This window comes from Bacillus cereus (genome assembly GCF_007678085.1).
Taxonomy (GTDB): Bacteria; Bacillota; Bacilli; order Bacillales; family Bacillaceae_G; genus Bacillus_A; species Bacillus_A cereus_BE.
In genome coordinates this window covers 202,281-228,598 of sequence record NZ_VEDW01000003.1, presented here as the reverse complement: position 1 = coordinate 228,598, position 26,318 = coordinate 202,281, and the positions used below count along the sequence as shown (strand labels likewise).

The following is a 26,318-nucleotide window of genomic DNA, read 5'->3' as shown; positions in this document are numbered from 1 at the left end:
AAAATATTTTCAGTAGGTTACACATCAGCAAAGCTTCTATCCATTTTTTAAATCTTCTTTAAACGAATCAGTATCATTCCGTGGATAACCATATTTAAAAAAACGATTGTTGTTCACTCATCTAAGTTTCACCTTATTTCTCCCCATCCCTCATACTGTAATACCCCAAATTAATAATAACCAAGAAATACCCACCCATAATTCCAGCAGCAAATGTCCACATGTACTCACGGTGTTCAATTTCATACATAATAATTGCGCCGAGTATTGCGGCTGCGAACCGATTCATCATGCCAAGCATCGGTGCTTTTTCTTTTTTTACAATGCTATTTCCGAACTTTTCGATACGCCTTCCTAAAATCCAGGCGCAGTACATACTAACTAACAGGCCGATGCTTATCCCTACAAACTGGGCTGAAAAAGGTGTCACCAACCATCCCAGTAACATCACGCCTAGCAAACAATATATTTGTATGTTAAATGATCTTAATGCCATACGAATCATGTTATGCTCCTTATCTTTCCTATTAATCCCATCTTTCGGACTTCAAGCTTTCCGATATATCTTTTTTAAAATGGGGGAATTTGATTTTGCTCACCATTAAATAAGCAAGTACGCATGTGCCAAATGCCACGGAAACTGGGTTATTTAAGAGGCATAAAATGAGGAGACACATTGCCGCAAATGGAATGGGCATTCCGATGAATGTTGGGAGTTTGCTTTGTACTGTATTAAATCTAGCAAGCCGCAGCATTCCGCAAATACTATACGCGAGCGCACATATCATCCCGATCGATTGCAAATCTTTTAAAGCGACACTATAGGCAAGAATAGATGGTGCCACACCGAAAGTCACTAAGTCCGCAAATGAGTCTAGCTCTCCGCCTATTTCCGAAACAGCATCAAGTTTCCGAGCGACCATACCATCAAACAGATCAAATACCATACCTGTAATAATGAACATAACTGCACCATACATATCGTGAACGAAAACAGCGTGAATAGCCAAAAGCCCACACACAAAATTCGCTATCGTAATCATATTTGGTATGTAACTCATCACACGCATCTCCTCCTTTCCACTAATTGCTTCATCTTGCTTCTTACTCATTAGACTCAATTTCCTTCTGTTTTTCTTCCAATATCACTTTATTTATTTTCGTTAACGTATCAGTCATTTGTTGCAAAGCTTCAATATCAATTTTCGAGAAATATTTCTCGATTAATACATCATCTAACTTCGACAATTGCTCCATATACTTACTACCGTTTGGACCAAGTGTAAGGAAATACTCCCTTTTATTATTCGGATTAACTTGTTTTGAAATCATCTGTTGCTTTTCCAGTTTCGATAAAACTTGGCTTACAGCACTTTTCGTTATATTAAAAGTAGTCGCAATGTTATTTGCTGTCGTGTTTTCATTTAAATTAATATGAAATAGCATGCTCTCTTGCTGCCCAGTAAGACCGAACTCATCCTTTAAATCTTGAAATAGTAAAATGTAGAGTTCCGTGTAGGCTCGATTCATTTCATTAATTACTTCTTTATAAGATCTAGTCATAGCGTTCTTCCTCCATGCTGTTATTTCGGTTTTAATAGTTTAGTTTAGTTTAGTTCACTTAACTAAACTATATTATACCTTTATGTTTGTGTAAAGGGAAATATCGCTCCGTATTTTATTCACAATGAAAAAAGAAGACATCAATCAAGATGTCTCTTTTCATACTTAAGACTCCAAACTCTTACCATTCGTCTTAATTACTTCTTTATACCAATCGAAGCTTTTCTTCTTCGATCTTTTTAATGAACCTTTTCCTTCATTATCTTTATCAACGTATATATATCCGTAACGTTTTTTCATTTCTCCAGTAGAAGCACTTACAAGGTCAATTGGGCCCCAGCTTGTATATCCGATAATATCTACTCCATCTTGAATCGCTTCGGACATTTCAATCATATGCTTCTCTAGGTAATCAATACGGTATTCATCATTCACTTCGTCTTCACCATTTAATTGATCGATTGCACCGAGACCATTTTCAACAACAAATAACGGTTTTTGGTAACGATCGTACAGTTGGTTCGCTGTAATACGGAAGCCTTTCGGATCAATCGTCCATCCCCACTCTGATTTTTCAAGATATGGATTTTCAACAGAACCGAATACATTTCCGCTCGTTATGCTTTTTAACACTTCTGGATCTGTACTTGTTGCTCGGCTTGAATAGTAGCTAAAGCCAATATAATCAACTGTATGCTCTTTTAAAATTTCCTCGTCTTCTTTTTCCATTTCAATTGCTACATTGTTATCTGTAAAGAAGCGTTTTGCATATCCAGGATATGCACCTCTTGCTTGTACATCTATGAAGAAGAATGATTCACGGTCTTGTTCCATTGCACGAAGTACGTCATCTGGATTACATGTGTACGGATATGTCGCACCTGCCGCAAGCATACAACCGATTTTTGCATCTGGAATGATTTCATGACACGCTTTTACAGCTAACGCACTTGCAACAAGTTGGTGATGCGCTGCTTGATACTGAATTTGTTTTTTTATTATCCCCTTCTTTAAATGCTAGGCCTGCTCCCATGAAAGGTAAATGTAAAAGCATATTAATTTCATTAAACGTCATCCAATATTTCACTTTGTCTTTATATCTATTAAAAATCGTATTTGCGTACGTCTCGAAGAAGTTTACAAGCTTTCTACTTCTCCAGCTCCCATACTTTTCTACTAAATGAACAGGCACATCAAAGTGAGCCATCGTAACGACTGGTTCAATACCGTGCTTTAACAGTTCATCAAACAACTTATCATAAAACTGTAATCCTGCTTCATTTGGCTTTTCATCTTCACCACTTGGGAAAATACGAGTCCACGCAATAGATACACGTAACGCTTTAAATCCCATTTCTGCAAATAGAGCGATATCTTCTTTATAACGATGATAAAAATCAATCGCTTCATGTGACGGGTAAAACTCTTCTTCTACTGGTGTAAAGGAATGAATATTTCCTTTCATAATATCCCAACGGTTTTCACCAGTTGGTAATAGATCAACCGTCGTTAATCCTTTTCCGTCTTCTACATATGCTCCTTCAACTTGATTGGCTGCAGTTGCTCCACCCCATAAAAACCCTTTTGGAAAATTAACTTTAGACATATAGAAAAACTCCTTTATATAAGAATGAACGAGGAAAGATATTGTAAGTTTTAAAGAATACCTTTCTTCGTTTGAACCTGTATGAAATGTAACTACTATTTAACTCCTAACTTTAGTAAGGAATCTCCTGCTTGAATCTTTTCTATTTCCGTTTTTTTGATGCTATATTTATCATAATTTGTAACAACAACTGGTGTTGTCACAATATAACCCGCCTTTTGAATTTCAGCTATATTAAACTCAATCAGTAATTGCCCTTTTTCTACTCTCGCTCCTTGTTCAATATGAGAAGAGAAAAATTCGCCATTTAATTTCACAGTATCCATCCCAATATGGATTAAAATTTCAGCACCTGAATCCGCCGTAATTCCTACCGCATGATTCGTCGGGAACAGCGCAGCAATCGTACCTGAAACTGGTGAAAACAACTTTCCTTCTGAAGGCTCAATTGCAACTCCTTCACCTAACGCACCTGATGCAAATGCAGCATCGTCAATATTTTGAAGCGGCATAACAGCGCCATGAAAAGGGCTAAAGATTACTTCATCATCGTTTGATGCAGCGATTTTATCAATTGTTTCAGTTGTTTCTGTAGATGTTTGTTTTTTCGTAAAACCAAATAAGTAAGTTAGAATAAAACCTACTATTAAAGAAACAACTATCGAAATAATTGCTCCCCAAAATCCAGCTGTAATCCCATCTTTCGGACTAATAAATGTCGGAAGCGTAAATATACCAAGTCCACCTGTCATATAAACTTGTGTACCAAATACGCCAAGTATTGCGCCGCCAATTCCTCCAGCAATACAACTCATAATAAACGGCTTTTTAAGCGGAAGTGTAATCCCATAAATCGCCGGCTCTGTAACGCCGAAAATACCTGAAATAAAAGCTGGAATGCTAAGTGTTTTTAATTTCTTGTCTTTCGTTTTCATCCAAACACCAAGCACAGCACCAATTTGAGCAAATGAAGCGGCAAATATAAGTGCTAATATCGGATCCACACCGTTTACTGCTAAATTGTTATAGCCAATCGGAACAACGCCCCAATGAAGGCCAAATATGACAAGCACTTGCCAGAAAGCACCGAGTAAAGCACCTGCTACTAATGGACTTGCATGATACACCCAAAGCGTCGCCTGTCCTAAAAACTGACCTGCCCACGTCGCAATCGGGCCAATAACGAGAAATGTAACTGGTACAACGATTAATAATGTGAAGAATGGTAATAAAAATGTTTTTACAACATCCGGAATCACTTTCTTTAACGATTGTTCTACTTTTGCTCCAAAATAAGCAGCGAGAATAATTGGAATAACAGATGATGCGTAGTTCATTAAAATAACTGGTATTCCTAAAAACGTAATATGAATTGGTGATTCAAACATCGTTCCTGCAAATAACGTATATAATGGCTCACTTGCTTTTAAACCTGATAAAGCCGGATAAACTAAAGCTCCTCCAATCGCCATACCGATGAATGGTGATCCTCCGAATTTCTTACTTGCCGTATATCCAAGGAAGATCGGGAAGAAATAAAATAACGAATCGCCTACTGCATTTAATATTTGATACGTTCCCGACTGTGTACTTAACAAGCCTAACGCTACAAATAATGCATTAAATCCTTTAATCATCCCAGTTGCAGCTAACACACCTAAAATAGGGGTGAAAATGCTAGAAAGAATATCTATAAGACTACTCTTTTTCTTCTCACTCGAACTTTCTTCCTCAGTTTCTTGAAACCCTCCAGCAGCAATAACCGCTTTATATACGTCGGATACATGGTTACCAATTACAACTTGATATTGTCCACCGCTTTTCATAACAGTCACAATATCTTCCATACCCTTCAGTACTTCCGTATTTGCTTTCCCCTCATCTTTTAACTGAAATCGTAAACGAGTGATACAATGTACAACGCTACTTATATTTTCTCTCCCGCCAACATTCTTCAGTATGTCCTTTGCTAATTTTTCATATTTCATCGTAACTTTCCCTCCCTACAATCATCCCATTTATTATTTTTATAAAAGAAAAAACCTAAACTAACCATAACGGCGTGATACATACGAATCACTCCATTACAAGTCAATTTAGGTTTTGCCTGCCAAACAGTAACAATCCCGTTTATTCAATTACATAATTCATTGCGTTTCGTTACACGATGAATGTGCAACGTTAAGTACATTTTTTCATCTTTTGAAAGATGACTATTATGTGCTTTTCGTAAGTATGATTCAATTTTTTCTGTACAACAATATGCCTCTTCATACTTACTTTTCACTTGTTCGTATAAAAACTCATCCTCGGCCGAGTTCAATTCCTTCTGCATTAAACGCTGCGCAAAATATCGTAAATGCGTTACAAACCGGCTATAATTAAATGAATTCTCATCTAAATTCATCTTATAGTGGTACTTTACAACATTTAAAATATATTGGACGATTTTCGTCATCGCTACCGTTTGTTGCATCGCCGGCTCTCCTTGCTGCGCATTCACGAAATGCAAGGCAATTGAACCTGCTTCATCTTCAGAAAGTGTAAACCCAGTCTCTTCTTCAATTATGTTCAAAGCTTGTAGACCAATTTCAAACTCTTTCTGATAGAACCTCTTAATCTCCCAAAGCAAAGTATTTTTGAGATCCATTCCTTCTTTATGCCGAGTTAAGGCGAAACTTAAGTGATCCGTTAATGTAAGATAAATATAATCACTTAAAGTCCCCGGCAAAACTGTCTTAGCAAACTGAATAATTCTCTCGGTAATCTCTAAATTTTCTACAGGAATTTCAGTTAGCAACCTAGCAAGTTTCTCTGATAATTCTTTTGTTTCTAGCACAAAGGTCTTTTCTATCATAGACTCATCAATCGCATCGCCTACTTTTTTCTGAAATCCCAAACCTCTGCCCATCAGTACAACTTCTATCTCATTATCCTTCATCGTACAAACAACATTGTTATTTAAGATTTTATGGATCCTCATATTGTTCCGCCTTCTTCTTCTTAAAGTCACAAAAGGTAATAAAAAAACCTAAACTGATTCCAAAAGCCACACTACACCCGTAGCCTCTAGATCAATTTAGGTTTTGCCTGCCGAACAGTAACAATCCTTTTACTTATTAACTTACCTTTATTATACACAAAGAGTAAGCGGTTGCAATGATAAATTATTGAATATTTTTTTACAAAGAAAAATACTTTTAAAAAGCATTGTTCTTTGTCAGTATACTAACAGTTAATCAGCTGTTGCTTCCATTCATTACAAGACTAGTTATATACATCATTATATTTTACAATTACTGTAGGTAATACATACCTTTCATCACACGCGTGATTCTGAATAATCAAACACAATCACTAATAAAATTCCATATAGACCCATTAATGGTTAAAATGTTATAATAGAACTACCCTACATAGTTACTCATATTCATACTGAGGAACTAGCGTCTTATTAAGCAATGCGCATAAATTAGATAAAAAAGACACTTTTTACAGTGTCTTTTTTATTTATATTCTCATAGAAAATATCTCTTTTATACACAAAATCTATCAAATGAAAAAGGGGACTATCATATGGAGCATCCTGTAGCAAGAGAACTACGGTTCATACGTGTATGCCTTATTATCTTGATCATTGTCATTGCGTTTTGGGATCGTGAAAGAGTTGTAGAAATCAATGATCATGGTAGCAGTTCTACCCCAAATATTAGCCATATGACCCAAATCGCTGAGAATACATTTGCACATAAAGATGATTTTGGTCAAATTAAAATATTTAAGTTTAACCCTGATACAAATGATATTTCACTCATCAAAGAATTTAATGCTGACGAATATTAATTACATAAAGGCACCTTAAGGTGTCTTTTTTATTTGCAAAAGGACCTGCTCATGTTTATACGTTAAAACATAAAGTAAATGGAATCCGTTAAAAAACACGAGTGACCCTTTGTTTTCCCCTCTTATTAAAGGAGGAACTATTATGGGATTTGGTGGTAGTTGCGGCGGAGGCTGCGGTTTTGCTGGAGGATTTGCCTTATTAGTTGTGTTATTCATTTTATTAATCATCGTTGGAGCTGCTTGCTTCTGCTAAACAAACTATCGGAAAAGACACTCTTATATGGGTGTCTTTTCTTTATGGAGTAGAATGATGAAAAAACGGATTTACCCAGCTAAGCGATTTGATGGTACTACTCCTATAAGAAGACATGTCTTTATGACCTATCTTCTTATTTTACTGAAATACTTCATCTATTCATTAATCTATAGTCAAGGGCTTCTCTTTCCTGAGCTTTTCAATCCCTCTTTTATATCTATATAATATATTTTAAAGATTATACACATAAAAAAAGAAAGTGAAAAAAACACTTTCTTTTTTTAAAAAATCTACATATCTATTTTTTGTACAGCACCTGTTTTCTTATTTACTCCATAGAAAACTGTTTCATTCTTAGACCAATCTGTTACTTTATATCCGTATTGATCTTCAGTTTCAAATTCTTCTACATATACCGCAGTCCCTGGATGGCCTTGAGCTTTTAAGAATGAATTTACAATAGACAATCCAGCTTGGAAATTAGGTACCTTTAGAGTAGTAGCTTCATTATTCACATTTTCATTATTCTTTTTCTCTTCTACATTAGAAGCTTCTGTTTTCACTTGCTCTTGTTTTTGTTTCTCTTCTTGCTTTTGTTTTTCAGCAAGTTGCTTCTGCTGCTCTTCTCTTTTCTTTTGTTCTTCTCGTTTTTTCTGTTCAGCTAACTTCTTTTTCTCTTCTTGTTCTTTTGCAAAAGATTTTGCTTCTTCTTTAGCCTTTGTAACGAATTCTGACCAATTCTTTTCTTGCTCTTTAATTAATGGATGATCAATAGTGAACTTCATAAGACCATCTTTCGTTACTTCATCAACATTACTCAATTCTTTATTTTTAAGAACTTCTTCAACCAACTTCATATTCTTTTCGTTTTCTTGCAATTGAGATTGGAGTTCTTCTGTCTCTTTTTCAACACTTAATAGAGATTTTGTAATTTGTTTTTCAAATTGATGTTTAGGTAACTCTTTTATTTTATTAACTTGCTCTAGTGTAATCTTCGGTGTTTCTGTTTTTTTCATATCATTTAAACGATCCATCTCTTTAGACAGAGTTTTTAAATCATCTGTTTTCTTATCTTGTTTTAACTCACTAGCTTCTGCATATAAATCACTAGCCTTCTTGTAATCTTGTTTTTCCATTAAGAAATCTGCTCTCTCAATAATATTATTCACTTTCCCACTTCCTAAGAAGTAATTAGCTCCGAATCCTAGTGCTAGAACTAAGATGACCAATAATGGGACCCATAAAGCTTTTTTCATACGTTTGTAACTCCCCTTTTTCAATTTCTTTTATTAATATATATAATATATTAATAGTACAATTCATTATAAACCACTATAGTGGAAAAATGAACCAAAAAACTTTTTTAATATAATTTATTAGAAATTACTTAGCAGTTAGGGGTAGCGTCACATTACTATCAACTTAAAAAATTGATTGTTCCCCAAAACGAAGGAAATGAGCTGATCTTATGAATGATTGTGAAAAGGAAAAATTTTTCGTTCATTTTTCTGCTGTGGTGGTTTATAATAAGTTGTATTTTAATATAAGGATAGGATGATTTAATAATGCAAGAATGTATTGACTGTGGAAAACCCATATCAGTAAACGCTGAGATTTGTGTACACTGTGGATCAACAAGACCTCATAGTGATTTCGATTTTATATTCGATTTAGTATCTGCCGGGGTATCTTTAGTAGGAAGAGCGCTACAATTGATTCCATTAATAATTCTTGGCGCTTTTTTAGAATATATAATTTTTAAAGAGATAAAATATAGCTGGATATTTTGGACGAGTAGTGCCATTCTCTTTTACATTTATTTTAAATATAGAAAAATATCCGTATTTTTATTCCCTATTATTCTTGGAATCCTAATATGCTTTATGAGTATACTTTATGGATTTTTGATAGGTCTTGTCCTGCTCTTGGTTAACTACTATTACTATAAAAAAACACAATAACCAGAAATTTAGTTTATACTCTAGCATAAAAGACACTCTTAAGGAGTGTTTTTTATGTTAGAGTGCTGAAAAGCAATACTGTTAATACGAACCCATAACAAAATACTTTAAAAATGTCCCCTTTCAGGTGAAATTTCCATTGCATTTTGGGATTGTGAGAAAACTGTGGAAATCACTGATCGTGGTAGTGATCCTATCCCAAACACTAGCAATATGACCCAAGTTGGCGATAATACATTCGCCTATAAATACGAATCAAATCAAATTAGAATATTTAAGTTTGACCCAGATACAAATGAAAGAAAACTAATAAAAGAATTTTACGCTAGCGAATATTAATTACATAAAGGTACCTTAAGGTGTCTTTTTTATTTTCAAAAGGACCTGCTCACGTTTATACGTTAAAACATAAAATAAATGGAATCCGTTAAAAAAACACGAGTGACCCTTTGTTTTCCCCTCTTATTAAAGGAGGAACTATTATGGGATTTGGTGGTAGTTGCGGCGGAGGCTGCGGTTTTGCTGGAGGATTTGCACTATTAGTTGTATTGTTTATTTTATTAATCATCGTTGGAGCTTCTTGCTTCTGCTAAAAAACTATTGGAAAAGACACTCTTATATGGGTGTCTTTTCTTTATAAACTAAAAAGTATGAGAATCTGATTCTTTAGCCATAATTACAACTAAAGGCTTTTTGTATATAACTAAAAAGGAGCTGACTGTATGGAACATAATAAAAACGGAATGCTTGCTTTAATTGTTTTGTTTGTAGGACTAGCATTTTTTGTTTTCGGTATGGTTTATCATTTATGGGGCACGGTTTAAAAATAAATAGTAATTTATTTAGAAGAAATTCAGATGCAATATCCAGGTTTTTATCTCATTAAGCACCAACAATCATTTGCCTATTCATGAAACCTCTCCTTATGCTTAAGGGGTTTCTGCTTTAACACAATTATAAAAAAAGGCCCCATCACTGGGGCACTCAAAAAATAATATAAGTAAATGAATTAAAACAAATAACAGACAACTAAAATATATACAATAAACATCATATAATCTATATATATGCAACATTACATAAAAATATTTACTATTACATGCTATACTAAAAAAGGAGTCGACAATCGTTATTTTCTTCTTAGTTTTTAAGCAATATGGATATATACCTTCTTATCGTATTTGGATTGTACAAGCAAAAGAAGACATCTTAATTGATGTCTTCTTTTCTTATATTTTTATGAATTCCTTTGAGTAGATGCTCTCCAAGCACGAAAAGATGTTGGGTGTCCAGAATGAGCTCTTTGCTTTGCAGCAGCAACAGCTGGTTTTTCTTCAATAGTCGTTGGTTTCTCTTCCACAATCGCTGATTTTTCTTCAAGAGTAGTCACAGCTGTTTGTATTTTTTCCAACTGCTCTTTTAAAGCTTGCTGCTCAATTTTTAAATCCGTAAGTAATCGTAAAATCATTTCAGAATTGGCCATAAAGATCCTCCTTCCCCCAATACACAGAATAAAATACAATATGTCATCAGCATAATACCCGTGACAAAAATAAGGTCGTCAACTCTTTTAAAATCTAAGCTCTTTTTATTTTTCAAAAGGACCTGCTCAAGTCTATCCGTAAAAACATAAAGTGAATTAAATCCATTAATTAATGGTCTTTAGGGAAGGAGGAGTTAATATGGGCTATGGCGGTACTTGTGGTGGAGGCTGTGGTTTCGGCGGCGGATTCGCTTTACTTGTTGTACTCTTTATCTTATTAATCATCGTAGGAGCTAGTTGTTGGGGCGGCGGATTCGGCTGCTAATAAGAGGCACTCTTGAGAGTGTCTTTTTTTTATTTTTATAGATGTACAGCCCCTTCGCACTGGTAATGTATCAATGCGAAAGTCACTGTCATAAAGAAATAGTATCCTTGTAATTCCCCTCGAAATTCGCACATTTTAAAATTGACATAACACTTCATGCACCATATACTGTTAACAACAGTATACTGTCATTAACAGTATAAATCCTAATTCATTCTAGGAGGTATATCCATGAAACATACAGGAAGACATACAGGTGCATTTCTTTTGTTATTTTTAGCAGAAGGTGATAACTATGGCGGGCAATTACTACAAAAGTGCGAAGAAGAACTTCCAGTTAATCCAATCGATAGTGCCATTTTATATCGCACGCTAAAAAAGTTAGAAAGCGAAGGTGCAATCGAATCTTACGTAAGTACAGATCATCAAGACAAACCGAGAAAGATGTACAAAATTACGCCTGCTGGAAAGGAACAATTGGCACATTTCCAAATGGATATTGAAGAAAAAATGAAGAACTTATCCTTTTTCATAGACAAATATAAGGACTTAAAGGATTCCGACCATGATTAATGGCGTGATCCTTTACACTTTAGCCATTATTCTTACGGGGATTTCTTTTATGAAAGACCGCAATAAAACGAAAGAAGCTCTAATGAAATCGTGGAAAATGTTCCGAAATCTTCTACCTGCGATGCTCTCCATTATGCTTTTCGTTGGCTTATCGCTTTCTATATTAACGTCGTCTTTCATCTCTTCTATTATTGGGGAGCAATCTGGATTCATCGGCATTATTTATTCAGCAATACTCGGCTCCGTTGCACTTATTCCAAGCTTCGTCGTATTTCCACTTGGCAATACATTAGTCCAACACGGCGCAGGCCTTCCTCAAGTTGCGGCACTTATGTCTACACTCATGTCAGTAGGACTTACAACCTTACCGATGGAACAAAAGATATTCGGGCGAAGCTTTGCTTACGCACGTAATGCATCTGCATTGCTCATGTCCCTCCTATTCTCCTATATCATTTGGGTGGTGATGGTATGAAGGAACTAAAAAGATATCGCTTCTTTTTCATTTTATTACTGGGACTCTTTGTATTAACTTTTATAAATCAATCTTTAGGATGGAGCGCATTACAACTAACAGGCAATAGCATTTTAGATATGCTGTTTCTACTCCCACCTGTCCTGCTATTTGTAGGATTACTTGATCAATGGGTGAAGAAAGAAACGCTCATAAAATATATGGGCGAAAATTCCGGTGTATACGGAATCTTATTCTCTTTATTATTAGGCGGCATTGCAGCTGGCCCTCTCTACGTTGCCTTCCCAATTGCAGCACTACTCCTAAAGAAAGGCGCAAGCATTCGGTACATCGTATTTTTCTTAGGCGTTTGGACAACTGCGAAATTGCCAATTCTCGTGTATGAATTCTCTTCATTTGGAGCTACTTTTACACTCATTCATATTTGTTTTGGCTTAGTATTCTTTTATGTAATGGGGCTTATTTTTGAGAGGTTTTATGATCAGGGAGAGTTGCTAAGGTATGATGTTACGGAGGAAATGTAAGGTTTTTCGAAAATCTTACATTTTTTTAAATTATTGTATTGTATTTTCGAATATTTGAATGTAAAATATTTCAATGTAATACATAATATTGGGAAAAGGGAGAAAATCATGAAAAAACTATTAGTTTCAGCAACAGCGTTCACACTTTTAACTGTGGGGTACAGTTCTTCTGCATTTGCAGCAAAAAATTCAAACGACAAAAACTGTGGCCACTTCAAAAACAAGCAAGAAGTTATGGAGTTCTGGCACAGCAATGGATATAGCGCAACTAACGATCCTCACGATCTAGACCGTGACAACGATGGTTTGCCTTGTGAAGTTAAAAAAGGGGATTATGACCAATTTATAGCTAGTAAACAAACTACTAAAAAAGATGAAAACAAACCACAAGAACAAACTAAGCAAGAACCTGCTAAACAAGAGGATACTAAGCAGGAAAACAAAAAGCAAGAACAAACTAAACCTCAAACAACTGTAAAAGAAACAAAGAAAGACACAAATACAGCTGTGAAAAAAGATGATAAAAAACAAGGCGAAAAATTGCCAAATACAGCATCAAACGGTGTTACAATGATGTTAGCAAGCTTAGGTTTAGCTGCAGTTGGATCTGTATTAATGTTCCGTCGTAAAAAAACAAACGCATAACATAATTCCTTTAAAGGACAGGCTTCCCCTGTCCTTTTAAAATGGAGTGATATAAATGAAAATAAACCAATGGATAGGCTTATGTTTATTTATCGTTGGAATTTCGATCTTTTCTTATTGTTTTATAGAATGGTATAGCGCTAGAAGCTCCGCAGAATCTTTAGCTACGAGCGAAATAAAGAAATACGAAACACAAATACCAATCACAGCACCACCTGAAGACAATGACAATAAAATAGAAACTCCTCAAAACAATGAAGAAATTATACGAATTCCATCTTCAGAAGTAAATTATCAAGTAGGAAAAAAAGTAGCCTACTTAATCATTCCTAAAATACAAAAGAAATACTCCATATATTGGGGAGCTGATGATAAGGTACTAAAAAAGGGCGTTGGCATGTTTGTTAGCGAATTAACAACTACACCATCTGGAAATGGTCATACAGTTTTAAGTGGACACCGAGATACTGTATTTACTGGTTTAGGTCAATTAAAGGAAAATGACCAACTTATTGTAGAATACGAAAATAAGACCTACACATATAACATTAACAAACATTGGATAACAAACGCAGAAGATCGAACTGTTATTGTAGAAAAAGATGAACCAACATTAACATTAACAACCTGTTACCCTTTTAACTACATTGGTGACGCCCCAGATCGATACATTATTGAAGCATCTTTAATTACTACTACTTAAAAGGAGCTGTCCTACGAGTCATCTTTTGACTATGTGACAACTCCTTTTTATTTTAGAAACATTACCACAACCTTAATTCGATACATTATACTAACTCTATAATACATAAAATTCCATGTATTTACTTTTTAATATTTTTTGGAGGTGATTATCTTGAGTAAAAACGTGAATTTACTTCTTCAAATAATAATTGGAATTATCATTATAATCGCACCTATTCTCATTACAGGGACTATGTATGATGTCACTAAAACGATGGGTGACTTATTAGTTGCAGAGCTGATTATAAGAACACTTTCCCTCATTATTGGACTTTTAGTTATTAGTAAAGCTTTACATCGTTATTCTCAATAGTTCTTCATACTAAAAAACAGACAATACATACACCACATTTTCCTCAGCTGTTTGAACTATTATTACGAAAGAAATATAAAAAGACACCTTTCCTAGAAAAGATGTCTTTTTTATTTGAAGCTTAATTCTCGTTCTGTAAAACCTTCGCTGCCGTTACTCCCTGTTTCTCTTCTTTTAAAAACAACGATACGATAAATGCAACGATGATAAAGACTAACCCTAGTGTAAATGCACCTTGGAATCCAGATGTTAAACCGTTTAACTTCTCTACTGGATCCATTGGATTTGCGGAGCTTTCCATATAGCTAGCTGTTCCTGAAGACATTTTCGAAATAAAGATAGCTGTTCCAATTGCGCCAGCTACTTGTTGCAACGTACTAAACAGTGCTGTTCCGTGCGGATATAAATCTGGCGTTAATTGATTTAAACCGTATGTTTGTGCTGTCATGACAAACATGAGTCCAACCATTAATACGCTATGCATGACAATAATTTGTACCATTGATGTATCAGGAGTAATGCCTTTAAATAAGAACATTGCAATCCCCACTAACACAATACCAGGAACGATAATAACTTTCGGACTAAATTTATCAAATAGTTTACCCGCGATTGGTCCCATGATGGCGCTAATAACACTTCCCGGAAGCATGATGATTCCTGATTTAAAAGCTGTAACGAGTAACACTGTTTGCAGGAACATCGGTAATAAAGTCATCGTTGAAAATAATGACATCATCACAATGACGATTAATCCAACTGATAATGTAAACATCGGAACTTTAAATGCGCGTAATTCTAAAATTGGATTTTCAATTTTCAATTGTCGAACAACAAAAATACATAATGAGATAAGCCCAACAAGTAAAGTGCCATACACTTTCGCATCAGACCATCCTAAATCACCCGATGCACTAAAGCTATACACAAGTCCACCAAATCCTAATGTCGATAAAAGGATAGATGGATAATCTACTTTTGGTCTTGTTAACTCTGAAACATTTTGAATGTACTTCATCCCAATCATAATGGAAATGATCACGATTGGAATAACAATATAGAATAACCAGCGCCAATTTAATGAATCCACAATTACTCCAGATAATGTAGGTCCAATTGCCGGAGCTGCCATCATCACAAGTGCTATTAATCCCATTGTCGCACCCCGTTTTTCAGGCGGACAAATGATTAAAATCGTATTCATTAATAACGGTGTAATTAATCCCGTCGCTACAGCTTGGACGATACGGCCGACTAATAAAACAGAAAATGTCGGTGCAAATCCCGCAATTAATGTACCGACTAAAAACGTTACCATAGCGATCAAAAACATTTGTCTCGTTGTGAGCCATTGCTGAAGTAACGCTGTAATTGGGACTAAAACACCAACTACTAACATGTAAGCTGTAGAAAGCCATTGAATCGTTGAAGCTGTTACGCCAAATTCTTTCATTAATACTGTTAACGCATTACCAAGTAACGTTTCGTTTAATAATGCAACCATTGCCCCTAGAAGTAATGCGATTAAAATCGGGGTATGTTTCATATTAGAAGTATCAACTTTGCCACTTGCAGGGCTCTTAGTTGTCATATTCATTTGCAGATTCTCCTCCTGTTTCTTACTAAAAAAACTTTAAATAAACCCGAACACATGTAATATAATATACATATGTAGATTAAAAAGGGAGAATCAATTTTCAGCCACTGTATATTTAATCTACAAAAAAGGAGAATTGTAGATGAACGATAGTGAAAAACAACTTGATTTACGTATTAGACGTACACATAAATTATTGTGGGATTCCTTATTTGAATTAATGACGCAATCAAAACAGAAATATAGTACCATCACGATTAACCAAATTTGTGATCGTGCGATGGTACACCGAACAACCTTTTATAAACACTTTGAAGATAAAGATGCTTTATTAGCATTTGGATTTAAACGATACAGCAAGATGATTGGCGAAATACCGGTTTCAGATCGATTAAGTAAACCATTTCAAGTAATGGAACAATTTCTACACCATGAAGAAATCGGTAAAATATTAGAGACGCAAATGTCTGATGAACAATTTATTAACCGGACACAGTATTTAAGTCACGAAACGAGAAAACAAGAAATAGAAGCGTTACATCAACTTTGCAAAAACCATACGATGCCAAATGATTTAATCATTGAATTTTATTCCGGGGCAATCAACTCATTAAGCGCATGGTGGTTTAAAAATGAAAGAAAAGTTTCCGCTGCTGAAATGGATAGGTATCTCCATCAACTTATTAACCGGGATATTTTTCAGTTTGGGGAGGAATAACCTCTCCATCAAAAAAACTCCTATATGAAATAGGCGTTTTTTACATACTATTACTTATCGATCCTCTTCAAATCCGAATTTTCTATAATGGAATGAGAATATCCATCTCTTTCAACTCGCACACATACAGGCCTTATCGTTTCATCAGAACCTGTATTTTCCGCGGGTTTTGCTTTTGCTCACAGGAAAAGGATACTTAGGGGCGACGCTTATATTGTTGCGGGTTGTTTATAAAAAGAATGTGGAATAGGTATTTCACTAAGATAGATAAACATACCCCAGAAAAATATGAGTTTATATTATTTTCATTCTCTTCACTTAGATTTTCTTTTAAATGAGACTTTTTTAAAGAAATTCCCCCTGGTATCTTCTTATACTTTATGTAGCCTGCATAGTTAACCTTTTCTACATTACTTACTGCACATAGTCATACAGATTTTTCGCTAACAATAAACAAGTTACTGTAATGAAGAGGGCGCGAACATACCCGCTTCCTTTTTTTATAGCAAATTTGGAGCCAACAATCCCTCCAGCAATTTGAGCAATCCCCATTATAAAACCATACGCATAGTTTACTTGCCCCACATACATAAATATCAACAATGCACCAACATTACTTCCTAAATTAAGAAACTTCGCATTACCTGCTGCTTTTAAAAAATCATACCCAATAAATAAAAGAGCAAACATTAAAAACGAACCTGTGCCTGGCCCTAAAAATCCATCATAAAAACCAATAGCAAAAATAAAAAAGGTAAAAATAATGACGTGTCGACTAGATAATTTCTTATGAGTAGAAATACTACCCCAATCCTTTTTAAATATCGTATAAATAGCGACTGCACCAAGCATCACCAGCATCAATGGCTTCAGTACTTCTGGGTTCATTAAATGAACAGTCCATGCACCTACTATAGAGCCTATGAAAGTGATTGGAAATAATTTCAAAGCCGATTTCAAATCAAGATTACCAGAGCGATAAAACACAATATTACTAGTTGCACTTCCCATTGTCGATGCTAATTTATTCGTGGCTACTGCACTTGCTGGATTCAGCCCTGTAAATAATAAAGCTGGTAAGGCAATGAGTCCACCGCCGCCTACAACTGAATCAATAAATGCAGCCACAAACCCAAAAACAATCAAAATAATTAATATAGATGGGTCTAAATACAAATCCATACTAGTAGCCTCCCCTTTAGTCACTATTGTAATAGTAACTATCAATTTGCTAAATGTAAAGAGTTATTGTAACGTTGAAATATAAAGTGAAACTTTAATCAGTGGGGGGTTGTGTTCATCCCCCACTGATTATTAGTTGAACCAATCGGGCTTTTACGGGCAGTTGATCCCCACCTAACTTCTTTGCTTCCGCTGAATTTTGAGGTGGGGGTCTTACTGCCCGTTAAAGCGGGATAAAAGCAAACATCGGAGGACGAAAAAGTGGACTACATAGTACAACAGCTTAAAAAAATTGGTTTTAATGAATATGAAGCTAAATCTTATGTATCTCTTGTTAAACAAGGGCCTGTCACAGCCTATCAAGTGAGTAAGGATTCAGGTGTCCCAAGAGCGCGAATTTATGAGATTTTAGGTAACCTTGTAGAAAAAGGAATTGTCATGAAGGAAGAAATAAATGACACCACTCGCTATTCACCTCTACCTGTTGAAATCTTTTTACAAAAGGCTCAATCAGAATGGCAGTCTACTTATGAAGGAATCAGTGACTCATTAAAAAAACTAGAAACTTCCGAGGAAAAAACGGATAATCGAGTGATTACTTTAAAAGACAACAAAACAATCATTAGCTATTGTCAGGCATTAATAAAAAAAGCAGAACACCGTATTGTCATTTCAATGTGGGATGAGATGTATGAAGCGTTAAAAGAGGAACTATCTGAGGTAGCTGATAAAGTTTCAGTACAAGGTATTACCTTACATGTTGAAAATCCAATTAAAAATCTAGAAGCTCATCGTATCACACCTTATACAGAAACTCTGTCTACAGAACATTGGTTTATTTTATCGATAGATTCTAAAGAGATGATTTATGGACCATCAATTGAAGAGCGTAATATTGCTTTTTATACAGATGACCCCGTTCATATATACTTACTTGAGGATTATGTATGGCACGATGTTTTAGTGAATCGACTTGTCCGACGTAGCCAAGATGATTTGCAGCAATGGATTACTGCAGAGAGAAAATCCTTTTTTATGGGGAAATAAGAAGTATATTAAAAGAATCAAAGAATAAAGCATAAGTTAATGAAATGAAAAACTTATGCTTTATTTTCAAAGTCATACTCAAGCCTTTCAACTATTCCCCCTCCACAAACCGCCCAAACTCCTTCAAAAATCTCAATTTAAAACCCCCAACAGGCCCATTCCGGTGCTTCGCCACATGAATCTCCGTCATCTCTTTCTGCACCGTTTCCTTATCATAATAATCCTCACGATACATAAGCATAATGACATCCGCATCTTGCTCAATTTGTCCTGTCTCTCTTAAATCAGATAAAAGAGGTCGCTTATCTTGACGTGCTTCTACCGAACGAGATAATTGCGACAACGCGACTACACAAACATTTAATTCGCGAGCCAATACCTTAAGCTTACGCGAAATTTCACTAATCTCTTGAAATCGATTGCCCCTATGCTTCGGATCACCCGTAATAAGCTGCAAGTAATCTACAATGACTAAAACCTTCTTATCACCGTTCTTCCTCTTTAACTTACGAGTTTGCATCCAAATATCTTGCACCGAAATGCCTACGTTATCATAAATTTCAAGCGGTAATTCCCCGATTTCCGCAAACGCCTTACTCACCTTTTCCCAGTCCTCTATCGCGAAACGATGCTTCGGATTTTTCAGCCTACCTCCTGACACTTCACCTACGCAAGACGCCATCCTTTTTAACAATTGCTTACTACTCATCTCTAATGAAAATAGTCCAACGGCCGCTCCAGACTTCGCCGCATGCAGTCCAACATTTAGCGCAAACGCAGTCTTCCCCATAGAAGGACGCGCACCAAGAACGACAAAGTCACCTTCCTGCAATCCGCACGTCATTTTATTTAGCGATGTATACCCCGTCTCAATACCAGTAATCTCTTTCGCATCTTGATGGAGCTCTTCATATAAATCAACTAGCGCATCCTTCAAATCAAACTCACATACACAGTCCTTTTCCTCTAACTCACAAAGGGCCGTAATCGTCTCGCCAATAATTTTCTCATTCTTCTCCGCAATAAGACGCTCTCCCATCTTGTGCCCGAGAACACCCGCCTGATACATTTTCCAGGCACCTCGAACAAGCCCCTCATAATAAGAGAAGTTGGCAGTTGTAGGCACACCATCCATTAACCCTATAAAATACTCCATTCCCCCGATCCCCTCTAAAAACTTCGGATCTACCCTAGAAATGAACGTCACAAGATCAATTGGTTGCCCCTCTTCTTCCATTTTTCGCATTAACTGAAATATAGACTTGTGCACTGACAGCGAAAAATACTGCTCCGTCAAACGGCACTCCTTAATAAGCTCTCCATCAAGTAATAGAGAACCTAATACCGTCTTTTCCGCCTCCACATTTTGAATACTCATGGACGCCACCCGCGCTCCGCTAAAAAGCGCTGCAACTCTTCCTCAGACGGCGCATTCTTCTCCCACTCCTCACACCTCGCCAAAAACTCCTCCGTCTCCCCCGTACTAACAGACGAATCCTTCTTCCTAAAGCTCGCCGTATCCGCCTCAACCTCACATACTTTCGTAAACCCTTTCCCGTGCCACCCTCTCAAAATCCCCTTCACATAAGCAACCGTCCGCTTATTATTCTCAAACGCAATTTGAAGAGCCTTCAGCACAAGCTCCTCTGACAAATCTTCCATCCACGCACTCAGTTCCTCCACAGTATGAGGGGACAAACTACCAAAATGCTGCTCATAAAAAGTAAACACGCGACTTCCCGTTTCTTCCTCTATAACCTCTTCTTCCTCTGTCTCCTCGCTAACTAGCTCAACATCATCCACAGCCAAATCACTCGGCATACCGAAATGCGCTAAAAGCATCGGAACATTCAGCTCCTCCTCTACGCACTTCTGAAGAAACATATGTACAAACTCCTTATTCTTCACACCCTTCAGCTCACGAAGCACGCACTTCTCCACATTCGTATTCGTCACCGGATTATAACGAAGCCAATTCAAAACGAATAACTCTCGTGTATCCGCATCATAAAGAATCTTCCCATAATCAATGAAGCGCTGCACAAGCTTATCAACAGTCTCCCGATTATAACCCGTCTCCATCTCAGCTAACCGCTTCGGAAAAGGAAAAATCCCACACTGCGTCGTCTTCGAACAAGTTAACAAGTAAACATAAAAATACCGCTCCTCCGGCGTCAAATCCAAAACAAAATCATCCTGCCAAAAATTCACCTGCACAGTACGATACACCGCCATCCCAATTCCTCCCGTCCTAATTCAAAAATGAAAATTTCCTCTTTGTACTATATATAGGAAGGAGGGCCGGGTTTTTGGCGTGTTATTTCAAAAATTTTTTTCGACTCCTACTACGGTGTTTGTTGGTGTTTTTGTTTTGTTATGTTTTTTCTTAGTGATTTATTACTTGGTAGGGGCTTGTAAGGGGCTTAGGAGGGGCTTGTTATCGGTTACTTCGATTAGAAACACTCGATCTGAGAAGCCCCCTCGTTCTACTGCTTTCTTTTTACGGATGTTGTTGATTTCTTTTAGTGTTGTGCCTTCGTGTTCGGCTAGGGCGTTTATTAGTTCTAGTAGGTCGGATAGTTCTTCGAGTTTATCAGGTTTTGTTTTTGCTTCGATGTATTCTGTTAGTTCTTCTTGTGTTTTTTTGCAGAGTTCTTTTATGTATTCGTCTTCGGGTAGGATTCTTGTTGTGGGTGTTTTTCCATTATTTTTTATTATTTGTGGGATTTTGTTTCGGATTAGTTTGTTGTAGGTTGGCATGTGGGTTTTCCTCCGTTTGGTTTTTCTTCTATAGCAGTTTAACTAGGTGTTAAACTGCATAGCTGTTCTCTCCTTACAAATACTGAATTTCCACAGTGACCTTGTCAATTGGGCAAGCACTAAGATAGCTATATTTACCATTAGGGAAATAGTTTATTCATAAGTTCATTATATGCTATATCATATTACTTTTTATAAATCCCATCTGAAAACAGACTATATACTGTCTTCAGTTATCTCCTAGTTAATTTGGTGTATTAAAAAAGGTGTGTACCTAATATCATCATTTTCCACCTTTACTTTACCTGTTATAATCTAAAACAATGTTCTGTATAGCAACATATCTTGACAGAAAAATGTTTCGTTAAACTTATAAACACACTTAGAAACTGGTCAAGATTCTGGTAAATAAATTTCATTTTTCTACGTTACAGGATTTGCATAAAAAAATATAGAATACCCTATAAACCCTTGATACAACTAGCTTTCCATTCGATATTCCCTAAACTTTGCCCCTTCTAGAAGAACGCATACTAACTCCCACCATAAAAAAAGCGGGAGCATTGCTCCTGCTTTTTTATACTATTTCAAGTTATTAAAGGGATTCCCATCCGGATTGCTTCTGATGTACCCACCACCTTGCTCGGCTGGATGGTCAATTGCGGTATTACCGTCACCGTCACGGAAGTAGCCGTTTACATATGTTCCATCATTCCTAAAATATCCATCAACATGGTGCGGGTTAACAAAATGAATGTTGTCCAGATTCAGTGGCTGAAATTGATGTTTATAAGCATGTTTCAATGGATCTTGGTAGTCCAAGAAGTCGTTTGAATTGTCATAGGTGCCAGGTCCATGATGATTGTTTAGGATGTTATGATGGTCAGGAACGACTAAATGATCATTGGATTGGCCAAAGTCATGGTCAAATGAATCGGATACTTGCTGCAGATTATGTTCACTCATAGTGCTTTTTCCCCTTCCATAAGTTCTGTTTTGATTAATTCATCCAAATCAGTAAGTTTGCTTTGATAAGCCTTGATGAAGGTGGCTTCCTTTTGCTTGTTATTGATTTCATCTTTCAAAATCACTTCATAAGAGCGAAGCAGGCGCGAGAATTCTTCCAATGATTCCTCTTCGATTTGCTCCTTTGTTCTTTGTACGTAGTGGTTAATCTGTTCTTCAAAGTTATCAACCAGCTGGCTAATTTGGCGGCCAGTTGCGGTAATTAGTTCTGGCTTGATATCTTCAAGTTGTTTTTCGGCGAGCTTTTGTGATAAAAATGGAAGTCCGGCCATCCCTACTATCGGCAAAAAGAACGGTCCGCCGAGCAATATCGCAAGAGTACTCGCTCCACCAAGAACAAGCCCTGCCTTTACATTCGCGTTTCCTGTCCGTGCACTCAATATCGGAATTGAATCGACAATTTGAATGTTAGCTCCTTTAACTGCCTGGATATGGACACTCTCTTTGAACGCAGTGGTCAGCCCTTTAATCACTTCCACCTGCATTTTGCGCAGCAGCTCATGGACATAGTCACTATATTGATTAACCCATGAGTTAAATTGGGATTTTACAGCAATCGGAATTTGAGATTCAACAAGATTTTTGACATCTGCACCATGGTACAGATGAATCCGATTCTCAATATCTTCTCGGACATTATTACCAAAGTGCTGGACCGATTTCCGTACCATGTACTTGATTTCATTGTGACGATCATTCAAATAATTCTGTAGCTGTCCCCTCCAAACATCTTGTTTAGAAAACCAACTCGCAACGGCTGCTAGCTGAGCTTCAAGGCTTTCAAGCGACTCGGAAGACAATCCCTTGGCAGTTTCAATCTCACTTCTAACAGCTTCTGCACTTGCCTTAAGCCTCCAGTGGAAGCGCTCGAGCTTTTCCATACTGCGCGAACCGCTCTCTATCCTCTTTACAATTTCCGCCTCAATCTCTGGAACCCCAGAATATCGAAGCAGACTTTCATCTCCATGTAACTTTCCTTCAAGTGCTTCGCGGGCTGACATAGGGAACAGCGTAGCCTTCTCCCCATCAAGGATGTTTTGAATTCGTCGATTGATGTAATCAATAGTGTCATCTAGTTCTTCCTCATCGATCCGGTCCATGAAGTTAGCAGCAAAGACTATTTTGTCCAGCCCATTTTTTAGTAAAAATTCCTGAATGAATATCTTCTCAGTCTTCTTCATCGCGGCATCCATCGACGTCATAAAAATAATAACATCGGCACGCGGAAGGAATTCGAAGGTGATGTCAGAACGCTGTTGATTAAGGTCATTAACCCCTGGAGTGTCAATTAGCACCACCCGATTCTTCAATAATGGGGCATCCATAAATAGCTTTAAATATTTAATTTCTTCCGCATTAAAGTCAGCTGAAGCTGTATACTGGTTAAGCTCGTCTACAGTAAGATCCCTCTTCTCAACCTGACCGTCCACCTTTAAAATTTGCATCTCTGGATTTTCGGAGTGGAATACTGCATTGATAGTTGCTGTTGTAGGCGTGACATCCCTCGGCATGATGTCCTTGCCGAGCAAAGCATTGACAAATGTCGACTTCCCATGTTTGAATTCACCCACAACCATGATCGTATAGTAATCCTGGATCAAGTCCTCCTCGATTTCCCCAAGCACTTTTAACTGTGAACTCGCGGGCATCAATTCAACAAGATTTCCCTTCAGCTTCCCTATCTTCTCCCTAAGCAATTCCTTTTCTGCTGTATAGTTCATCATTTAGCACCAGCCTTTTCTTTTGCAGGATTTATAAGTTCTTGATATAAGCTGCTGAGATCGTTTTTAATCTGCTTAAAAGCCAGTGATCTACGGTTCAACATTTCCATTTTGAGTTCGATTTCCTTTTCCTCAAGCAGTGTATTCTCCAAGAGCTGGTTCAACTGGTTTTCAACGTTTTGAACATTCTCATTAACGATTTCCTGATACTGTTTATAAATTGCTTTGACCATGCCATCCCATTCACCCTTAAAATGCAAGCGGCGCTGTGTTTCTGATGTATCCATCTGAGCAGAGAGCTTACGACGGAATTTAGTCTTTTCATCCTCGCCAGTAAACCAGGCCCACGCCCCTCCGAAGATAAATGAAGCAAGTCCAACAACAGCAGTAGCGATAAATCCTGCACCGATGGCTAGCTTGCCGATAAAGCTATTGCTTCTTTCCCATGCAGTATCTAGTTCATCAAAAATCTCGTCGAAAATAGAATGCTTTACTTCCCTTTCAAGTACCAATCCTGTCGGGGCCATTTCATTCAAAGTCTCGCTGAAGGAACCAAGGCTTTTCAGGTCATCTTCAAGCTTGAACCATTCATTATTTAGTTGCTTACTCATCTCCTCGATGACCCTCTTGGCTGTGTTCGTCATTTTCTTCTTTTTATTTTCATGGAGACTTCGCTCAAGCGGGGCAATTTCCTTTTCCACTTCACCGCTAATTTCATCTATTCCACAATATCGGTTTTTATCAAAGGCCTCCATTCCTTTGGCAGTAATCTTAGCCAGCTCTTCATCGTACCATTTAGTTACCTTGGATTCCTCTTTGTTCAGCTCTATAACAATTTTCTTTAAAGATTCCTTGCCAGTCCTATGCACCTCATTTAGGCGCGGACGGAATGATGCCACCTTTTCCTGAATGCCATCCATTTGCTGGGTCAAGGTCCTATATTCAAAATCAATCTGTTTCTCCAGTACATCAGAAATGAGCTTGTCCATTCTCTGTATCGGCCTCTGCAGTTTAACTGCCCCTCTTTCGAACTGAAGAAAATCACCCAACGCAGACTCTAGCTCCAAAAATCCCGACTCTTCAAGTGGCATAACTGGAATCTGCTTTCCACGCTTTGTGACAAGTTCCTCTCCAGCGGCTTTTCGCCGCGCATTCAAAGCTCCCTTCGATGTAACCATAAAAATCTTCGGTTCATGTAAAATATCCTTCAGGTGCTTATAAGCATGATTAAACACTTTTTCAGCCGCTTCAGGTGATTCCAAAAGATCCTTCTGGTTAACAACGATAAAAACCTTCTGAATGTCACTCGCAAGAATTCGGTCCTTCAAGAAGCTCATCTCGGACTCGGATAAAATCTTGATTGCCGAGAGGAGAAGAATCGCTGCATCAGATTGAGGGATAATACTGTTAGTAAGTTGCTCGCGCGCCGGGTCTAGGTCATTCGTCCCCGGTGTATCGATAATCCTTACCCCATCCTTACAAAAGGAAAGTGGGTGGCCTATTTCCGCGTATTCGATACTCTTAAACAGTTCAACCTGCTTCTCATAGGCCTCTTCAGATTCCTTATCACCCGGAGTTGGATCCTTCGGTGCAACAAGCTTCTTGAACATTTCCTCGTTAATTTCCTTAACACCCTTTTTTCGAAAATGAAGCTTGATGAACGGCTCCTTACTATAGGTGATGATGTTCAGCAAAGTAGTTGTCGGCTTTGCCGAAGAAGGAAGCAGCTTTTTGCCCAAAAGCGCGTTGATAAACGTCGACTTCCCACGTGAAAATTCGCCTACAACGACTACTTGGAATTGCTCCTTCAATACCTGATTCCTAGCCTCGTTAATTTTTTTCAAATCGGTGCGGTTCCCCATATCTTGAAGCATAACCTCTAGCTTGTATAATTGATTAAACAACTGTTTCTTTTTAGTGGTATAAAAATCCAGTGAAAGACTCATGCTATTCACT

General features: G+C 37.0%; 28 protein-coding genes and 3 pseudogenes. 15 read left to right on the top strand and 16 right to left on the bottom strand.

Features of this window, described 5'->3' with window-relative positions:
* Positions 1-133: 133 nt before the first annotated feature.
* The 6 genes and pseudogenes from FS742_RS14750 to licT all read right to left on the bottom strand — a co-directional run bounded on the left by FS742_RS14750 (position 134) and on the right by licT (position 6,152).
* Positions 134-505: an ATP synthase subunit I gene (locus FS742_RS14750; RefSeq protein WP_144613239.1), complete on the bottom strand. Its 372-nt coding sequence runs from the start codon at positions 503-505 to the stop codon at positions 134-136.
* Positions 506-527: 22 nt separating this feature from the next.
* Complete coding sequence (pssA, locus tag FS742_RS14745) at positions 528-1,112, bottom strand: CDP-diacylglycerol--serine O-phosphatidyltransferase (RefSeq protein ID WP_144613237.1); 585 nt, start codon at positions 1,110-1,112, stop codon at positions 528-530.
* The gene (locus tag FS742_RS14740) at positions 1,105-1,563 is read right to left on the bottom strand and encodes a MarR family winged helix-turn-helix transcriptional regulator (RefSeq protein WP_144613235.1); all 459 of its coding nucleotides are present in this window, start codon (positions 1,561-1,563) and stop codon (positions 1,105-1,107) included. Before FS742_RS14740 ends, pssA begins: the two co-directional genes overlap by 8 nt.
* A 165-nt stretch (positions 1,564-1,728) precedes the next feature.
* Positions 1,729-3,169 (bottom strand): annotated as a pseudogene (locus FS742_RS14735) (6-phospho-beta-glucosidase).
* Positions 3,170-3,264: 95 nt separating this feature from the next.
* A complete protein-coding gene (locus tag FS742_RS14730; protein WP_144613234.1) occupies positions 3,265-5,157 on the bottom strand; it encodes a beta-glucoside-specific PTS transporter subunit IIABC in 1,893 nt (630 codons plus the stop codon).
* A 146-nt stretch (positions 5,158-5,303) separates the two neighbouring features.
* A complete protein-coding gene (gene licT, locus FS742_RS14725) occupies positions 5,304-6,152 on the bottom strand; it encodes a BglG family transcription antiterminator LicT (RefSeq protein ID WP_144613232.1) in 849 nt (282 codons plus the stop codon).
* A gap of 593 nt (positions 6,153-6,745) precedes the next feature.
* Here licT and FS742_RS14720 point away from each other — a divergent pair.
* Together FS742_RS14720 and FS742_RS14715 are read left to right on the top strand one after the other, a co-directional pair.
* Positions 6,746-7,012: a YmzC family protein gene (locus tag FS742_RS14720; RefSeq protein WP_087957563.1), complete on the top strand. Its 267-nt coding sequence runs from the start codon at positions 6,746-6,748 to the stop codon at positions 7,010-7,012.
* A gap of 142 nt (positions 7,013-7,154) precedes the next feature.
* Entirely contained in the window at positions 7,155-7,265 is a 111-nt protein-coding gene (locus FS742_RS14715) for a YjcZ family sporulation protein (RefSeq protein ID WP_000505679.1), read from the top strand.
* Between the two features lie 293 nt (positions 7,266-7,558).
* Here the strand turns inward: FS742_RS14715 and FS742_RS14710 are convergent, their stop codons facing one another.
* Complete coding sequence (locus tag FS742_RS14710; RefSeq protein ID WP_144613230.1) at positions 7,559-8,524, bottom strand: hypothetical protein; 966 nt, start codon at positions 8,522-8,524, stop codon at positions 7,559-7,561.
* Between the two features lie 309 nt (positions 8,525-8,833).
* Here FS742_RS14710 and FS742_RS14705 point away from each other — a divergent pair, with 309 nt between their 5' ends.
* The 3 genes from FS742_RS14705 (at position 8,834) to FS742_RS14695 (ending at position 9,822) form a co-directional block, all read left to right on the top strand.
* Positions 8,834-9,229: a hypothetical protein gene (locus FS742_RS14705; RefSeq protein WP_144613228.1), complete on the top strand. Its 396-nt coding sequence runs from the start codon at positions 8,834-8,836 to the stop codon at positions 9,227-9,229.
* A 132-nt stretch (positions 9,230-9,361) separates the two neighbouring features.
* Positions 9,362-9,568 carry a YmzC family protein gene (locus tag FS742_RS14700; protein WP_144613887.1) on the top strand — a complete coding sequence of 69 codons (207 nt, stop codon included), beginning with the start codon at positions 9,362-9,364 and terminating at the stop codon, positions 9,566-9,568.
* Positions 9,569-9,711: 143 nt separating this feature from the next.
* The gene (locus tag FS742_RS14695) at positions 9,712-9,822 is read left to right on the top strand and encodes a YjcZ family sporulation protein (protein WP_000505681.1); all 111 of its coding nucleotides are present in this window, start codon (positions 9,712-9,714) and stop codon (positions 9,820-9,822) included.
* Positions 9,823-10,466: 644 nt separating this feature from the next.
* Here the strand turns inward: FS742_RS14695 and FS742_RS14690 are convergent.
* Entirely contained in the window at positions 10,467-10,712 is a 246-nt protein-coding gene (locus FS742_RS14690) for a hypothetical protein (RefSeq protein ID WP_144613226.1), read from the bottom strand.
* A gap of 199 nt (positions 10,713-10,911) precedes the next feature.
* On the opposite strand from FS742_RS14690, the gene FS742_RS14685 reads away from it, so the two are divergent.
* The 7 genes from FS742_RS14685 to FS742_RS14655 all read left to right on the top strand — a co-directional run bounded on the left by FS742_RS14685 (position 10,912) and on the right by FS742_RS14655 (position 14,311).
* A complete protein-coding gene (locus FS742_RS14685; RefSeq protein WP_000540385.1) occupies positions 10,912-11,037 on the top strand; it encodes a YjcZ family sporulation protein in 126 nt (41 codons plus the stop codon).
* 231 nt (positions 11,038-11,268) lie between these two features.
* A complete protein-coding gene (locus tag FS742_RS14680; RefSeq protein ID WP_144613224.1) occupies positions 11,269-11,610 on the top strand; it encodes a PadR family transcriptional regulator in 342 nt (113 codons plus the stop codon).
* Positions 11,603-12,085 (top strand): hypothetical protein, encoded by a 483-nt coding sequence (locus tag FS742_RS14675; protein WP_144613223.1) that lies wholly within the window; start codon positions 11,603-11,605, stop codon positions 12,083-12,085. Before FS742_RS14680 ends, FS742_RS14675 begins: the two co-directional genes overlap by 8 nt.
* The gene (locus FS742_RS14670; protein ID WP_144613221.1) at positions 12,082-12,609 is read left to right on the top strand and encodes a permease; all 528 of its coding nucleotides are present in this window, start codon (positions 12,082-12,084) and stop codon (positions 12,607-12,609) included. The genes FS742_RS14675 and FS742_RS14670 overlap by 4 nt, the downstream gene beginning before the upstream one ends.
* A gap of 108 nt (positions 12,610-12,717) precedes the next feature.
* Positions 12,718-13,254 carry an excalibur calcium-binding domain-containing protein gene (locus FS742_RS14665; protein ID WP_144613219.1) on the top strand — a complete coding sequence of 179 codons (537 nt, stop codon included), beginning with the start codon at positions 12,718-12,720 and terminating at the stop codon, positions 13,252-13,254.
* A 55-nt stretch (positions 13,255-13,309) separates the two neighbouring features.
* Entirely contained in the window at positions 13,310-13,957 is a 648-nt protein-coding gene (locus tag FS742_RS14660) for a class D sortase (RefSeq protein WP_144613218.1), read from the top strand.
* 153 nt (positions 13,958-14,110) lie between these two features.
* Positions 14,111-14,311 (top strand): hypothetical protein, encoded by a 201-nt coding sequence (locus FS742_RS14655; RefSeq protein WP_087957557.1) that lies wholly within the window; start codon positions 14,111-14,113, stop codon positions 14,309-14,311.
* Positions 14,312-14,432: 121 nt separating this feature from the next.
* On the opposite strand, the gene FS742_RS14650 is transcribed toward FS742_RS14655, so the two are convergent.
* The gene (locus tag FS742_RS14650; protein ID WP_144613216.1) at positions 14,433-15,908 is read right to left on the bottom strand and encodes an MDR family MFS transporter; all 1,476 of its coding nucleotides are present in this window, start codon (positions 15,906-15,908) and stop codon (positions 14,433-14,435) included.
* Between the two features lie 142 nt (positions 15,909-16,050).
* Here FS742_RS14650 and FS742_RS14645 point away from each other — a divergent pair, with 142 nt between their 5' ends.
* Together FS742_RS14645 and FS742_RS14640 are read left to right on the top strand one after the other, a co-directional pair.
* Entirely contained in the window at positions 16,051-16,626 is a 576-nt protein-coding gene (locus FS742_RS14645) for a TetR/AcrR family transcriptional regulator (RefSeq protein WP_144613214.1), read from the top strand.
* A gap of 111 nt (positions 16,627-16,737) precedes the next feature.
* Positions 16,738-16,876: pseudogene (locus FS742_RS14640) on the top strand (EamA/RhaT family transporter); the annotation flags it as partial.
* 164 nt (positions 16,877-17,040) lie between these two features.
* Here FS742_RS14640 and FS742_RS14635 read toward each other — a convergent pair.
* Positions 17,041-17,808, bottom strand: coding sequence for a TSUP family transporter (locus FS742_RS14635; protein WP_144613212.1), 768 nt, complete (start codon positions 17,806-17,808; stop codon positions 17,041-17,043).
* Between the two features lie 261 nt (positions 17,809-18,069).
* Between FS742_RS14635 and FS742_RS14630 the strand changes: the two genes are divergently transcribed.
* Positions 18,070-18,855 (top strand): TrmB family transcriptional regulator, encoded by a 786-nt coding sequence (locus FS742_RS14630; RefSeq protein WP_087957553.1) that lies wholly within the window; start codon positions 18,070-18,072, stop codon positions 18,853-18,855.
* Positions 18,856-18,946: 91 nt separating this feature from the next.
* Here the strand turns inward: FS742_RS14630 and dnaB are convergent, their stop codons facing one another.
* The 6 genes and pseudogenes from dnaB to FS742_RS14600 form a co-directional block, all read right to left on the bottom strand.
* Positions 18,947-20,233, bottom strand: a complete 1,287-nt coding sequence (dnaB, locus tag FS742_RS14625) for a replicative DNA helicase (RefSeq protein WP_144613210.1) — start codon at positions 20,231-20,233, stop codon at positions 18,947-18,949.
* The gene (locus FS742_RS14620) at positions 20,230-21,090 is read right to left on the bottom strand and encodes a DnaD domain-containing protein (protein WP_144613209.1); all 861 of its coding nucleotides are present in this window, start codon (positions 21,088-21,090) and stop codon (positions 20,230-20,232) included. Before FS742_RS14620 ends, dnaB begins: the two co-directional genes overlap by 4 nt.
* A 162-nt stretch (positions 21,091-21,252) precedes the next feature.
* Positions 21,253-21,615 carry a nucleoside triphosphate pyrophosphohydrolase gene (locus tag FS742_RS14615; RefSeq protein ID WP_144613207.1) on the bottom strand — a complete coding sequence of 121 codons (363 nt, stop codon included), beginning with the start codon at positions 21,613-21,615 and terminating at the stop codon, positions 21,253-21,255.
* Positions 21,616-22,197: 582 nt separating this feature from the next.
* Entirely contained in the window at positions 22,198-22,581 is a 384-nt protein-coding gene (locus FS742_RS14610) for a hypothetical protein (protein WP_144613205.1), read from the bottom strand.
* A gap of 1,052 nt (positions 22,582-23,633) precedes the next feature.
* Positions 23,634-24,218, bottom strand: a pseudogene (locus FS742_RS28285) (dynamin family protein); the annotation flags it as partial.
* Between the two features lie 143 nt (positions 24,219-24,361).
* Positions 24,362-26,308: a dynamin family protein gene (locus tag FS742_RS14600; protein ID WP_144613201.1), complete on the bottom strand. Its 1,947-nt coding sequence runs from the start codon at positions 26,306-26,308 to the stop codon at positions 24,362-24,364.
* Between the last annotated feature and the right edge of the window lie 10 nt (positions 26,309-26,318).